Below are 14,130 nucleotides of genomic sequence, written 5' to 3'. Positions count from 1 at the left end.
CACTCAGAAGTGGACATAACCCCGAAAACCACGAAACCCGAGGGCGCCGAACTTGCCCCTGGTAGCAAGATCATCGCTGTTCAGGGGTCGAAGAAGGCAGTCGGCCACCATCAAGCGGTGGGAAACGGGGAACCTCCGCCTCACCGCACCCGACCAGATCCCTGGGCGGTTCCCGGGATCCAGGGAAACCAGCGTGAGGATCAGCGGATGTCGTTGCCGGGGTGCTCCTGGTCGTAGGTCTGACGAGTCCGGGCGATCACGTCTCGGTGCTTCAGCGACCACTCGGCCAGCGCCTTGACGAGGTGGGTCAGGCTCGCCCCGGTCTCTGTGAGCCGGTAGTCGACCTGTGCGGGCACGGTCGGGTAGACGGTGCGCAGGACAAGACCGTCCCGTTCCAGTCGGCGCACGGTGAGCGTGAGCATGCGCTGGGAGATCCCGTCGACGGCGCGCTGGAGTTGGCGGAAGCGGCGCGGACCGTTGGAGAGTTCGACGATGACGAGCACCGACCACTTGTCGCCGACCCGGTCCAGGACGTCGCGGATCCCGCAGTCGGCGTGCTCGGGCTGTCCGCACGGTTCGAGCTCGACGGCCTCAGCGACCTCTGCGGTTACCTCGGTGTGCCCCGGTGACATGGAAGTGCCTCCTTGCGCGCCTCTTGCGCTCGGCTCAGGATCGGTCAGTGGTTACTGAAGAGAACCACGAAAGGGAGTGTGCCGCAATGATCATGGTGACCGGGGCGAACGGTCAGTTGTCCGCCCTCACGGTGCAGGAGCTGGCCGGTCGGAGGATGCCTGTGGTAGGCGGGAGCCGCACCCCCGCGACCGGGCAGCGGTATCTGGACTTCGACTGGCCGGACAGCCTCGATCTGGGCGGTGTCTCGACACTGGTGCTCGTCTCGGCCGGATACGCCGAGGACGACCAGGTGATCGCCCGGCACCGGGCCGTGGTCGACGCCGCGATCCGGGACGGGGTGGACCACGTGGTCTACACGAGCCTGACCGGAGCCGGGGACCACCTCGGGTTCGCGCTCGCCCACCGGGCCACGGAGCGGCTCGTCAGGGACAGCGGATTGGCCTGGACCATCCTGCGCAACGGCCTCTACGCAGAGCTGTTCGGTGCTCTGCTGACCTGGACCCCCGAAGGGCTGGAGTCCGCCTTCGGCTCCGGTGCCGTGGCCGCGGTCGCGCGCGCGGACCTGGCGGTCGCCGCGGCGGTGGTCGCTGCTGAACCCGGGGCGCATGCGGGGAGGGTCTACGAGCTCGTCGGGGAACCGATCACCGCGACCGAGGTCGCCGAGAGGATCGAAGTCGACCACAGCACCATCAGCCTGGGTGAGTACCGTTCCCAGGTGCTGCGGGAGACCGCTCTGCTGCCCTTCCAACCGCCGATGCTGGCCTCGATCGCCAGCGGGATCCGACACGGCTTCCTCGGGGGCACCGGCCCGGAGCTACGGGACCTGCTGGGCCGACCGGTCACCGATCCGCTGACGGTCGCGGCTGAGGCCGCCAGTGCGCTGCGCCCGGCTGCGACTCCTGTCGTCACGTGAAACGCGCGAGGGGCGGGACGTCGAATCGTCCCGCCCCTCGGCGGTGGTTTCTCAGTACCGTGCCGCCTTGGGCGGTACGGCGGGCCCCAGCGGCCCGGAGAAGGCTGAGAAGGCCTCGGGGACCGCCATGAGGCCCAGGTTCACGGTCTGGGCGATCTTCGGCCCGGAACCGTGCTTCATGCCGGGCCGTGGCTACTGGTGAGAAACCCATCCGAGGCCGGTCCAGATTGATATCATGAGATATCACCTGGAGGTGGTTCCATGGCAGACATCTTGATTCGTGATGTTCCGGACAGCGTCCTACGAGCTATCGACGCGGACGCCAAGAGACAGGGGTTGTCCCGGAGCGAGTATCTAAGGCGCTCCCTTGAGCGCACAGCTCGCGCTTGTGACACCTCGGTCACCGTCGGTGACCTGGAGCTCTTCGCGGAAGCCTTCTCCGATCTCAAGGATCCGGACGTTATGGAACGGGCATGGGAATGATCTGGTTGGTCGACAAATCCGCGTTCGTGCGCTTGGCTTCCAGCCCAGACGCCGCGGAGTGGGCCAAGCGTATTGAGCGCGGGTTCGTGCGCGTCTCGACGGTCACACGGCTCGAGATCGGCTTTTCGGCCAGATCCGGTGGGGAACTGAGGAACTTCATGTCCCGCCCTCCGCTCTCGGTGATGCCCGTTGAGTACGCCACACCCGCGATGGAGGATCGCGCGGTCGAGGTTCAGTCGATGCTCGCGGACAGAGGGCAGCACCGCGCCCCCGGGGTGCCCGACCTGCTCATCGCTGCGATCGCTGAGCTCTCCGGGCTCACTGTCCTCCACCTGGACAAGGACTTCGAGCTGATCGGTGAGATCACCGGGCAGTCGATGGAGCGGCTGCGGGTGGCCTGAGGAGAGCCTGGTCTCCAGGCTGACCCCGACTGCGACTCCTGTCGTCACGTGAAACGCGCGAGGGGCGGGACGACGGATCGTCCCGCCCCTCGGCGGTGGTTTCTCAGTACCGTGCCGCTTTGGGCGGTACGGCGGGCCCCAGCGGCCCGGAGAAGGCTTAGAAGGCCTCCTCGGGGACCTCCATGACGCCCAGGTTCACGGTCTGGGCGATCTTCAGCTCGGACTCCACGCGCGGCAGGAACTGCTCGGCGAAGAAGCGCGCGGCAGCGATCTTGCCGGTGTAGAAGTTCTTGTCGTCGTCGCTGGCGCCGTCGATGCTGTTCAGCGCGATCTCGGCCTGACGCAGGAGCAGCCAGGCGAGGACCACGTCGCCGAAGGCGAAGAGCAGGCGGACGGAGTTCAGGCCGACCTTGTACAGCTCGCGGGAGTCCTCGGCGGAACCCATCGCGTGGCCGACCATGATCTCGACGATCTTCTCGGTCTGGCCGAGGGCGGTCAGCAGGAGCGCGCGCTCCTCCTTGAGCTGGCCGTTGCCGGCGTCGCTCTCGGCGAAGGCCTTGATCTCGGCGGACAGCTTGCCGATGGCGGCGCCACCGTTCTTCACGATCTTGCGGAAGAAGAAGTCCTGGGCCTGGATCGCCGTGGTGCCCTCGTACAGGGTGTCGATCTTGGCGTCACGGATGTACTGCTCGATCGGGTACTCCTGCAGGAACCCGGAGCCGCCCAGGGTCTGCAGGGACTCGGCGAGCAGAGCGTAGGAACGCTCCGAACCCACACCCTTGACGATCGGCAGCAGGAGGTCGTTCATGGCCTCCAGCTCGGTGACGTCCTCACCCTTGGAGTGCGCGATCTGGATCGCGTCCTGCTGGGTGGCGGTGTAGATGACCAGCGAACGCATGGCCTCCACGTACGCCTTCTGCGTCATGAGGCTGCGACGCACGTCCGGGTGGTGGGTGATGGTGACCTTCGGGGAGTTCTTGGCCCCGGCGAGGTCGTTGCCCTGCACGCGGTTCTTGGCGTACTCGAGGGCGTTCAGGTAACCCGTGGACAGGGTGGCGATCGCCTTCGTCCCGACCATCATGCGCGCGTACTCGATGATGAGGAACATCTGGCGGATGCCGTCGTGCTTGTCACCGACGAGGTAACCGATGGCGGGGTGCTTGTCGCCGAAGGTCAGCTCACAGGTGGTGGAGGCCTTGAGGCCCATCTTGTGCTCGACGTTGGTGACGTAGGCACCGTTGCGCTCGCCGAGGGAACCGTCCTCGTTGACCAGGTACTTGGGCACCAGGTAGAGCGAGAGGCCCTTGGTGCCGGGGCCGGCGCCCTCGGGGCGGGCCAGCACCAGGTGGAAGATGTTCTCGGTCATGTCCTGCTCGGCCGAGGTGATGAAGCGCTTCACACCCTCGATGTGCCAGGTGCCGTCACCCTGGTCGGTGGCCTTGGTGCGGCCGGCGCCGACGTCAGAACCGGCGTCGGGCTCGGTCAGCACCATGGTGGCGCCCCAGCCCTTTTCGATGGCCTGCTCGGCGAACTTCTTCTGCGCCGCGTTGCCCTCGGAGTGCAGGATGCTCGCGAAGCCGGGACCGGCGGAGTACATGTGGATGGAGGGGTTCGAGCCCAGGATCAGCTCGGCCGCGGACCACACCAGCGAGCGGGGGGCGCCGAGGCCGCCGAGCTCCTGGGGAAGGTCGAGGTTGTACCAGCCGGCGTCCATGTAGGCGTTGTAGGACTTCTTCAGGCTCTCGGGGAGCGCGACCGTGTTGGTCTTGGGGTCGAAGACCGGGGGGTTGCGGTCCGCGTCCTCGAAGGACTCGGCGACGACACCGGTCGCGAGGCGGTTGATCTCGTCCAGGATGGTGCGCGCGGTCTCCTCGTCCAGCTCCTCGAACGGGCCCTCGCCCAGTACGTCCTGGCGCTTGAACAGCTCGAAGAGGTTGAACTCGATGTCGCGCAGGTTGCTCTTGTAATGCGTCATGGACAGCTCCGCTTTGTGTCCCCGGCCGCGGTGTCTGTACACGCGGATCTACCGACTAGTAACAAGTCAATGTTACTACCCAGTAGCCCAAGATGCCAGTGACGATAGACACTTGTGTCCCCAAGGTCAGGCCAAGAGTGCGAACGGCCTGTTCAAGAGCTTGCTTCGGAATGTCCGGCGATGCATGGATGCGCTCCCAAAACAATCGTGCACGAACGCGGAGGGTGACCGGGAGCCGGGGCCGACTTCCGCGAGCCGGTTTCTTCACGGTGGTCTTGCCGTAGTAAGGCTCCCGCAGGCGCAGGCGCAGGCGCAGGCGCAGGCCCGGGCCGAGGCCGCCAGCGGTCATGGAAGGTGCGGCTCCCGCTGATGCTCCGGGGCCCGCTCCCACGGAGAGCGGGGTGAGCGCGGATACCTCCGCGACCCCTTCCCGTCCCCGTGCCCCTACCCGGGCTCGGGGAAGCCCCCGGGCACCGAATCCATTCGCCGCTTTCCGTGACCATCAGGAGCCCCGGTCCGTGTCGGTCTACGCCCGCCTATCCTCTGAGGTGCACCGACCCCGAACCTGGAGCGCTCACGATGCTGGAACTGCTGCCCGGACTCACCCAGATCTACGAGGGGTGGGCGCAGCACTACCCGGACGTGCAGCCGCTGACCATCCAGTTCCCGCCGAGCGACTCCGAGCAGGGGATCGACGGCGTGCTCGCCTACCCGATGGAGGGGCACTGGCTGCTGGTCACCTTCGGCCTCACCGAGTTGGGGGAGAAGACCAGCGAGGAGAAGCGCGTCTCCGGCGCCGGGTTCGAGTTCTCCTGCCGCATCCCGCGCGAGGAAGGCGACGAGACCGTACCCGCGTGGATCCTCCGCGTCCTGCACGCCCTGGCCGGGCAGTACGTTGCCGGCGCGCAGCTCGACGTCGGGCACTGGATCATCACCCCCTCCCCGCTGGGCGGTGAGAAGTCGAACGGCGACATGACCTCGCTCGCGATCGTCCCCGACGCGGACATGCGCATCCTGGACACCGACAACGGCTTGGTGCTGTTCTTCCAGGTCGTGGGGCTCATGGCCGAGGAGGGCGAGTACGCCCAGCAGGCCGACACGGTCGCGCCGATCATCGCCCTGCTGCGTGACCGCGACCCGAAGATGCTCACCGACCCCAACCGCGAGACCATCCGCCTCTAACGTTCCCCGGCGGCCTCCCGCGCTGCCTGCTCCTCTTCCCACGCCCGGAATCGCGGCCCCGCCAGCACGCACACCGCTGCCGCGACCAGGAACAGGGAGCCCGCCACCAGGAACGGCGGCCGCAGCCCGAACACCGAGGCCAGCGTGCCGCCCAGAAGCGCACCGAGCGCCAGCCCGGACATCCCCAACAGACGGCTCACCGACCCGGCCCGGCCCATCAACCGGGCCGGGGTGGCCTTCTGGCGCACCGAGGCGGCCAGCACGTTCCACACCACCGAATGCCCGATGTAGACGGCGAGCAGTACCGCGACCACCACCACGTGGTCGGTCAACGGCACCGCCGCGAACGCCAGGGCTCCCGTGAGCAGCGCACCCGTGATCGAGCGGTGGTAGCCCCACCGGGCGCGGACCTTCTCCGAGACCCACGCCCCCACCAGTCCGCCCGCCGCCGAGGCCGACAGCAGCAGTCCGTACCCGGTGGGCCCCAGTCCCAGCACCTGTCCCGCGTACAGCACCAGGTACGAGAACGGGATCATGTACGCCACGCTGGCGAGGGCACTGATCACCACCAGCGTCCGGACCACCGGGTTCCGCCACACCCACACCGCGCCCTCGCGTGCCTCGGAAAGAACGCTCTCCCGCGGTCCCCCTGCTTGCCGGTAGTCACCCCGCAGCGAGTAATAGGCGATGCCCGCCGCGAGGAAGGCCAGGGTGTTCACCGCACTCGGTGCCAATGCGGCGGCGGCGAACAGGAACCCGCCCAGCGGCGGCCCCACGAACTCGTCCACCACGATCTGCGTCCCGGCGATCCGCGAGTTCGCCCTGTCCAGGACCTGCGGTCGTACGGCCTGTGGCAGGACGGCGAAGGCCGAGCTGTCCGAGACCGTCTCGACCACACCCATCACGGCGAACACCAGGTACAGGACAATCAGCGAAGCCAGGTCAAACGAGACCAGCACGGTGAGCAGCCCGAAGACCACAGCCCGCGAGAAGTTCGACAGATAAAGGAGACGCCGCCGGTCCGCCCGGTCCACGAGCACCCCGATCCCCAGCACCGCCAGCACCCGGGGAACGGTGTAGGCCACAGTCAGCCCGGCCACGGCCAACGGGTTCTGCGTGACCATCGCGGCCAGCAGCGGCAGCGCGACGAAGGTGATTCCGTCCGCCAGGTTCGAGGAAGCGTTCCCCACCCAGATCCGCCGGAACTCCGGCCCCAGCCGCATAGGACCCCCTCCGTTGGCGTCGCCGGGAACCCTAAGCGCCCGAGCCCCGCCCCCGCACCCTGTTTTGCCGCGCTGCAACAGCCGTTGCGGTAGGCCGCTGGTCTAGTGGGGCGGACGTTCGCTCAGGACCCGGTCGAGCGCCGCCCGTCCCGCCGGACCCCACGCCGGTTTGCCGCCGGGTAGGCCGCGGTCCCCGTTCTGGCCCATCAGCATCAGGAAGAGGCTCTTCAACGCGGCCAGCCCGCGGGCGCGTCGGATCGTCGCCTCGTCAGCCTTTGCGTACGCGGTGAAGAAGCGTGCGGCCGCGCCTGCTGGCAGCAGCACCCAGGCGGCCGCCAGGTCCGAGGCCGGGTCGCCGACGAACAAGTCGCCGAAGTCGACAACGCCCGCCAGCGTCCCCTCCGCGACGACGACGTTCGCGGGATGCAGGTCACCGTGCACCCACACCGGCGGACCCTCCCATACGGGGGCCGCGACGGCGTCGTCCCAGACGGCCCGGACATCGGCGGCGTCGGAGCCGATCGCGTCAGCGTCGACGGAGTGGAGGAAATGCTCGAAGCCGTCCGTGCAGTCCTTGGGGTGTGCGCCGCGACCCGTATCGACCGGTGCGTCGGCGGGCGCCGCCCCGTGCAGCGCCCGGAGGAACGCCGCCAGGGTGTCGGCCGCGTGCCCGCCGCGAGTGATCGACCCTCGGTCCAGCGGCAGGCCCGGTACCCATGTCATGACCGTCCACATCTTGGGGAAACGCTCGGAGGGCACCCCGTCCCGCACCGGTACGGGGATGGGCAGCGGCAGGCGCGGGGGCGAGCGACGGCAGCCACCGGCGCTCCTTGAGCTGGTGTTCGGGATCGGTGTCCATGCGCTGGATCCGCACGGCCAGCTCGTCCCCGAGGCGCCACATCTGGTTGCCCCACCCGCCTTCCACCTCGCGCAGGGGCAGCCCGGCCAGGTCCGGATGCTGGTCCTGAAGCAGGTCACGGAGGAGACCTGCGCTGATCTCGATCTCGGTCATGCGGAGGAAGGATACGGGGGCCGACCGCGCCCCGCCCGCGGAGCCGATGGCCGAGGATTCACCCCTGGAGGACGCCGAGCTCCTCGCCAGCGTCCTCGTCCGCTGGGACCTCGGCCACATCACCACCACCTACATGCGCACCCTCGCCTCCGAGCTGGAGAGACGACTGCTCGTCGGCACTTCCCTGTGACGTGCCCGTGTGACGCACGGGACTGGTGGGTAGCCTCACCGACCACCACACCGTGCCGAACCTGGGAGTGCCGATGCCGTCCGACGAGCGACTGGTCCGGGTCGGCGACGTGGAACTGTGCGTCCAGTCCTTCGGGCAGGAGGGGCATCCGCCGATCCTGCTGATCGCCGGGAACCAGTCCTCGATGGACTGGTGGGAGGACGGGTTCTGTGAACGCCTGGCCGCCACCGGACGCTTCGTCGTGCGCTACGACAGCAGGGACACCGGGCGCTCGACCCGGTTCCCGGTGGGGGATCCGGGCTACTCCGGAGACGCGCTCGTCCACGACGCCGTCGGTGTGTTGGACGGCCTGTGCCTGCCCAGAGCCCACATCGTGGGCATCTCCTCCGGCGGGGGCATCGCCCAGTACCTCGGCGTGCGCGACCCCGACCGGGTTGCGTCGCTGACCCTGATGTCCACCACACCGGTGAGCCCCGGGGCACAGCATCCGGACCTACCGCCGCCGACCGAGGCCGTCTCGCGATCGTTCGCCGCACCGCTGCCCGACCCCGACTGGAGCGACCGCGATGCGGTGGTGGACTACATGGTCGCCTTGGAGCACATCTTCTCCGGGGCAGCCCCGGTCGACCCGGACCGCATCCGGAGTGTCGTGACCCGGTCGATGGAACGCGGCGGTGACATGGCCTCGGCCGTCAACCACTGGCTGGCCGCCGCGACACCCCTGGGCGCCCGGCTCGGCGAGATCACCGCGCCCACCCTGGTGCTGCACGGACGGGAGGACCCACTCTTCCCGTACGCGCACGCCGAAGCCCTCGCCGCGGAGATCCCCGGAGCCCACCTGCACCCGCTCTCCGGGGTGGGCCACCAACACCCTCCCCCGGAACTCTGGGCCGAGGTGGTCGGCGCGATCGCTGCACACACCGCCTCCGACTGAACACGGCCCGGACACACGAAAGGGCCGCCGCACCCTCGAAGGATGCGGCGGCCCCCGGCCTTCGAACCAACTCCTCTGTTACTTCTCGGAGCCTCGTTCGATGGCGGTGCCGATCTCACCGACGCGGTCGGCGAGCAGGCCCATCGCGCCGATGGCCCTGGTCATGGGGTCGTCGTCGGATCCGCCCAGGGCGCGGCCGCGGCGGAAGCCCTCCTTGACCTCCTGCCAGCGCCGCTCCTGCTCGGGGGTCATCACCCCGCGGAGTTCGGCCAGCTTGAGGAGGTTGGCCTCCGCACCCGAGGTGAGGGTCTGCGCCTCACCGAGGTAATGGTCGTCGATGACGGCCTCCACCTCGGCCTCGTTCATGACCGGGACGATCTTCTCCGACAGCCGGTTCATGTTCCGGTACGAGCCCTGGAGCTGGAACGGCGGTTCGGTGCGGGCGTCCTCGGACTGCGCCGCTGAGGCGATGTAGGCCTGGTTGTTGGCCAGCACCACCTCCTGGACCCGCAGCATCTTCTGCAGGACCGACACGATCCGGTCCACCTCGGCCGCCGAGTACGGGTGCTTCAGGCGGTCCGTGCCAACCGAGTCGTCCCCCTGGGCCATCCGCACGAACGTGTACACGTCCTCGCGGTCCCGGGTGGACAGCGGCGACAGGGTCTGGTTGGAGGTGAGCGCGTTCTCGATGTAGCTGAGCGCGAACAGCTCCTCCTTGCCGGACAGCACGTCACCCAGGTTGTACACGTCGGCACGGTTGGCCAGCATGTCCGGGATCCGGAACCGCTTGCCCTGCTCGGTGTACGGGTTACCGGCCATGCAGACCGCGAACCGCTTGCCGCGCAGGTCGTAGGTGCGCGTGCGGCCCTCCCACACCCCTTCCATGCGGCGCTGGCCGTCACAGAGGGAGATGAACTTCTGCAGGAGCTCCGGGTTGGTGTGCTGGATGTCGTCCAGGTACAGCATGGTGTTGCTGCCCATCTCCAGCGCGAAGGAGATCTTCTCGATCTCCTGGCGGGAGGTGGCGTCCGGGGCCTCGGACGGATCCAGTGAGGTGACCGCGTGGCCCAGGGCGGGCCCGTTGACCTTGACGAACACCAGACCGAGACGGCTCGCCACGTACTCCATCAGCGTGGTCTTGCCGTAACCGGGCGGGGAGATGAGCAGCAGCAGACCGCTCTGGTCCGTGCGCTTGTCGTCTCCGGCCGCACCCAGCTGCTTGGCGAGGTTGTCACCGATCAGCGGCAGGTACGACTCGTCCAGCAGCCGGTTGCGGACGAACCCGCTCATCACCTTGGGCCGGTACTCCTCCAACCGCAGGCGCTCGCGTTCGTTCACCACCAGGGCGTTGCGGCGGCGCTGGAAGTCCCGGTAAGCGGGAACCTCGACGGTACGGAACCGTCGGGTGCGCGGCAGGATCTCGTCCAGCCGCACCTGGAGCGAGCGTTCGCTGATCCGCGGGTGCGAACCCAGCAGACCGGACACGCGCTCGCCCACCGCGGCCGAGGACTCGTATCGGTCCACCGTGGTCCCGGTGAGTTCGATCGCCGCAGCCTCGGGCAGGTCGCCCGGGGCGGGCGGCTCCTCCAGAGTGGCGGCGTACGCCTCCAGCCACGCCGTCACCAGCTGGTGCCGGGCGGCCACGTCGCCGTCGAGCCTGCGCAGATCCTCCTCGAAGGCCTTGCGCGTGGTCTCCCGGGTGCTGCCCAGAGCCCGGTGGAACCGGTCCAGCAGCTGGCGGGCACCGACACCGGAGACGAACCCGCGCTCGGCGGGCGTGTCCGCGGCCAGCTCCTCGAACAGGTAGTCGCCCACCAGTTCGAGGTCGGCGTCCTGGTGCAGTCCGGTGTCGGTGAGGAAGGTGTCCACACCCTCGGCGAGCTCGGCGCGCAGGCCGTCGATCGCCGCCGACCTACGGGCTCCGAACACGCTCCGGGCCCGGGCCAGCGAGCCCGCCCGGGTCTTCCAGGCCTCCCGCTGCCCCTTCTCGGTGCCATGCGCCCAGAACAGCTGCGCCACCGCCCGGGCCTGCCCGGGATAGCGCAGCAGACCCGCGCCGGCGCGCAGCCGCAGCAGGGCGGAGAGGATGCGGGTGGCGTCGTGGTCGTGCACGCCCCGCTCATAGCCCTCGTCGTACCGGGACTCGGCGACCCCGCGCACCAGGGACTGCAGGGAGTCCCCGTTCTCGGCGTGCAGTTCGGCGTCGTGCAGGGCGTCCAGGGTCAGCCCACCCGTCGCCCGCCACCAACCCTCAACGGATGACCTTCGGTCGCTGCCTTCTACCGGAGCGCCCTCCTCGGCCGCGGTGAGGATCGACGTGGCCAGGTACTCGGCCCGGTATACCTGGGGGCTCTCGGAGACCAGCAGCCGGTCCCACAGGTGCTTGGTCTCCTGGAACGCCTCGTCGGTGACGGGCGCCCGGAAGTCGGTGCCGGTGATGGCCACCGACATGTGCCCGTCATGCGGGGTGAGGGTGAGGTCGATCGGCTGGGTGTTGACCGCGAAGCGGTGCTTGCCGAGCCGGATGGTCTCCCCGCCCGCGCCGCCCTCGAACAGGTCGGTGCGGTCCTGGAGGGCCCGCCCCGCCTCCTGCCGGGCGGCCAGGATCTGGCCGTCCAGCTCCTCGGCGCGCACGGTGTCGCCGAGCTCGCGCATCTCCTCGGAGGTGCGGCGCAGCCGCGTCACCATCGCGTCCGAGGCGAAGTAGGTGTTGATGTCCTCCAGCGTGGTCAGTGCCGCGACCCGCCGGTGCACACCCTCCAGGACACGGGCGGCCGATGACGCCAGCCGGTCGGCCCGGCGGGCGCGCTCGTCCACCAGCGCCTGCTTGCGGGTGGAGAACGCCTCGTAGACGTCCTCGCGCTTGTCCGCGAGCTCCTGGAGGAAGTCGTCGAACTCAGCGAAGCGCGACTCCAGGTTCTCCAGCTGGAGCATGATCCGGCCGAGCTGCTCGTCGCAGCGGTCCGGGGTGTCCGCGGCGGCGATCGCTCCGGTGATGGCCTGACCCAGCAGGGCGAACTCGGCGGCGAACTCGGCCCGGCCCTCCAGGGCGAGCAGCTCCTTGCGCCGCGACTCCAGCGTGGCGCGGGCCCGGTTGACCCCGGCCATCACCTCGCTGATCCGCTCCAGGATGCGGGTACGCACCTGGGCGTCGCCGATGTCGAGGGAGCCGATCACCTCGGTGACGACCTGCAGGCCCTCGGTCTGCTCGGCGATGCGCTCGCCGACCGCGGTGGCCGCGCTGACCGCCTCCAAGGCCTCGGCCTCCTCGACCAGCCGCTCCACATCGGAGTGGTAGCCGTCGAAGGCGTCTTCCTGCTCGAGGAAGGAGACGGTGCGGCGCCCGGCGGAGGCGATCTCCTCACCGAGGCTCTCCTCCACCGCGTCGATGCGGCTGGTGTCCGCGTAGCGCATCTCGCGCAGCGTGGCCGCCTGCCCCTGGGCGCGGCGCAGTTCGGTCAGCCGGGTCACCCACCCCTCGGCCGAACGCGGGGTTTCGCCCCGGGACCGGCGGATGAGCGCGGTGACCTTCTCCTCGGTCGCGCGGAGGTTCTCCGCGGCCTGCCGGGTGAGTTCCTGGACGGTTTCGAACTCGTCCAGGACACGCTCCGCTGTGGAGCGCACCTCGCCCAGCGGGCCGGCCAGGTCGCCCAGCTCGTCCTCGCCGAGCCAGTGGAACCGGTCCAGGACCCGGCGGCAGGAAGCGATGAGCGCCTCGAACACCTCGGTGGAGGGCCGCATGTCCTCGGCGATCCGCGCCACCGACAGGCACTCGGACACACCCTGGACCAGTTCGGCGTTGCCGATCCGCTCCAGCGGCCCGGTACCGACCGGCTGCGCCGCCGCGTACACGTCGGACACGTACGGGGTCTGCCACACCTGCATGGGGTGCACCCGGGTGGGTTCACCGGAGGTGTCGCGGAAGACCGTCATGGTCCCGTCGTCGAACAGCGAGTAGCCGTGGCAGACGATCGGGTTGGCGACCTCCTTGCGGATGGTGTTGTACGACAGCAGCAGGCTGCGGCCGTCCGTCCGCGAGTGGAAGACGTACAGCACGTCCTCACCGTTGGGCGAGCGCACCACGCGCTCGAACTCGAGGTCGGTGACGTCGGTGTCGAAGGTCCGCGCCACCCCGGTGGACAGGTAGTAACCGCCGGGGAAGATGAGCCCCTGGTCGTCGGGCAGGCGCTGGCAGGACTGGCCGATGCCGTCGAGGCGCTCGACCTCCTTGGTGCGCGTGTTGAAGACCAGGTAGCGCCACGCGGTCTCGTTGTACGGCTGGATCTTCAGCAGGACCAGCGCGCCGACCTGCGCGTGGAAGATCGCCGCGTCGGCCAGGCTCTGCGTCGGTTCGTCGACCGGCTCGCTGTAGACGCCCTCGCCGACCTCGGTGTTGTTCTCCACCTTGATCGTGAGGTCGCCGCCGACCGTCTCCACGAACAGCGCGTCACGGATCGAGATGTGCGGGTGCCGCCCCTGGACGTGGTCCTCCCGGGTGGCCTCCGTCCACGCGAAGTCGTGCGCGCGCGGGAACACGTGGTCGCGTTCTCCGCGGTCGTCGAGGTAGGCGATCTCGCCGGTGGGCGCGACCGTCCACCGCAGCACCCGCACGTCCTCGGTGCGCGGGCCGGTCTGGAACACGGCGAGCAGCCGATCCTCGACCCTGCGCAGCTGGAGCAGACGGGCGTCGCGGTAGTAGCGGTAGAGCTGATCGAACTCCTGCTGGAACTTCTCGTCGGCGATCAGACCGGGGACGGCGTCCACGGCCGCGTCGGCGAACTCGAAGGAGTCGCCGCCGTGCTCGTACCGGTGCAGGGAGAACACGTCGGAGACGTGCGTCTGGCTCTGCATGCCGATGTAGACGTTGTAGCCGAAGAGGATCATGTCCCCGTCGGCGTCGTCCCCGACGGAACGCCCCACGCTGACGATGTCGCGCGGCACACAGTTGTGCTCGGTGCGGATGCGTTCGGTACCGCGCAGGGAGAGCTCGGTGCCGCCGAACACCTCGAGACGGCGGTTGTTGAGTTCCTCGGTCCGCCGGGCCAGCTCACCGGTCTGTTCGCGGAGCCGGGCGCGGAGCACCTCGTAGGTGCCCGCGTCCAGCGACCGCGCGTCCTCGGTGTCGGGTCCGGGGCCGTCGGTCTCCTGGGACTGTGTTTCCTGGGAGTGGGCCTCGGTCACGGA

The 14,130-nt window shown here is 69.1% G+C and carries 11 protein-coding genes and 1 pseudogene; 6 read left to right on the top strand and 6 right to left on the bottom strand.

The genetic code is table 11. The features are described 5' to 3' along the window. Positions 1-200: 200 nt before the first annotated feature. Positions 201-632, bottom strand: coding sequence for a winged helix-turn-helix transcriptional regulator (locus D457_RS0115195; protein ID WP_017581525.1), 432 nt, complete (start codon positions 630-632; stop codon positions 201-203). An 86-nt stretch (positions 633-718) separates the two neighbouring features. On the opposite strand from D457_RS0115195, the gene D457_RS0115190 reads away from it, so the two are divergent. Next, entirely contained in the window at positions 719-1,546 is an 828-nt protein-coding gene (locus D457_RS0115190) for an NAD(P)H-binding protein (protein WP_017581524.1), read from the top strand. 51 nt (positions 1,547-1,597) lie between these two features. Here D457_RS0115190 and D457_RS37515 read toward each other — a convergent pair whose 3' ends face one another. Then, positions 1,598-1,726 carry a hypothetical protein gene (locus tag D457_RS37515; RefSeq protein WP_017581523.1) on the bottom strand — a complete coding sequence of 43 codons (129 nt, stop codon included), beginning with the start codon at positions 1,724-1,726 and terminating at the stop codon, positions 1,598-1,600. Between the two features lie 81 nt (positions 1,727-1,807). Here D457_RS37515 and vapB point away from each other — a divergent pair, with 81 nt between their 5' ends. After that, a complete protein-coding gene (gene vapB, locus D457_RS0115180; protein ID WP_017581522.1) occupies positions 1,808-2,029 on the top strand; it encodes a type II toxin-antitoxin system VapB family antitoxin in 222 nt (73 codons plus the stop codon). Then, on the top strand, positions 2,026-2,430 hold the full coding sequence (locus D457_RS0115175) for a PIN domain nuclease (protein ID WP_017581521.1): 405 nt from the start codon (positions 2,026-2,028) through the stop codon (positions 2,428-2,430). Before vapB ends, D457_RS0115175 begins: the two co-directional genes overlap by 4 nt. Positions 2,431-2,587: 157 nt before the next feature. Here the strand turns inward: D457_RS0115175 and D457_RS0115170 are convergent, their stop codons facing one another. After that, positions 2,588-4,405 (bottom strand): acyl-CoA dehydrogenase, encoded by a 1,818-nt coding sequence (locus D457_RS0115170; RefSeq protein WP_026116675.1) that lies wholly within the window; start codon positions 4,403-4,405, stop codon positions 2,588-2,590. Between the two features lie 579 nt (positions 4,406-4,984). Between D457_RS0115170 and D457_RS0115165 the strand changes: the two genes are divergently transcribed. Continuing rightward, a complete protein-coding gene (locus tag D457_RS0115165) occupies positions 4,985-5,587 on the top strand; it encodes a suppressor of fused domain protein (RefSeq protein WP_017581519.1) in 603 nt (200 codons plus the stop codon). Here D457_RS0115165 and D457_RS0115160 read toward each other — a convergent pair. Beyond that, positions 5,584-6,810 (bottom strand): MFS transporter, encoded by a 1,227-nt coding sequence (locus D457_RS0115160; protein ID WP_017581518.1) that lies wholly within the window; start codon positions 6,808-6,810, stop codon positions 5,584-5,586. The genes D457_RS0115165 and D457_RS0115160 overlap by 4 nt on opposite strands. Before the next feature lie 102 nt (positions 6,811-6,912). Continuing rightward, positions 6,913-7,822: pseudogene (locus tag D457_RS32605) on the bottom strand (aminoglycoside phosphotransferase family protein). On the opposite strand from D457_RS32605, the gene D457_RS0115150 reads away from it, so the two are divergent. Then, complete coding sequence (locus tag D457_RS0115150) at positions 7,821-8,012, top strand: hypothetical protein (RefSeq protein ID WP_017581516.1); 192 nt, start codon at positions 7,821-7,823, stop codon at positions 8,010-8,012. The pseudogene D457_RS32605 and the gene D457_RS0115150 overlap by 2 nt on opposite strands. A 73-nt stretch (positions 8,013-8,085) precedes the next feature. Further along, positions 8,086-8,946 carry an alpha/beta fold hydrolase gene (locus D457_RS0115145; protein ID WP_039831317.1) on the top strand — a complete coding sequence of 287 codons (861 nt, stop codon included), beginning with the start codon at positions 8,086-8,088 and terminating at the stop codon, positions 8,944-8,946. Positions 8,947-9,024: 78 nt separating this feature from the next. Here D457_RS0115145 and D457_RS0115140 read toward each other — a convergent pair whose 3' ends face one another. Beyond that, complete coding sequence (locus tag D457_RS0115140; protein WP_017581514.1) at positions 9,025-14,127, bottom strand: DNA repair ATPase; 5,103 nt, start codon at positions 14,125-14,127, stop codon at positions 9,025-9,027. Between the last annotated feature and the right edge of the window lie 3 nt (positions 14,128-14,130).

The sequence above is a fragment of the Nocardiopsis valliformis DSM 45023 genome (genome assembly GCF_000340985.1).
Lineage (GTDB): Bacteria > Actinomycetota > Actinomycetes > Streptosporangiales > Streptosporangiaceae > Nocardiopsis > Nocardiopsis exhalans.
Note: the sequence above shows the minus strand (reverse complement) of the source record. Positions and strands in the feature narration are given on the sequence as shown.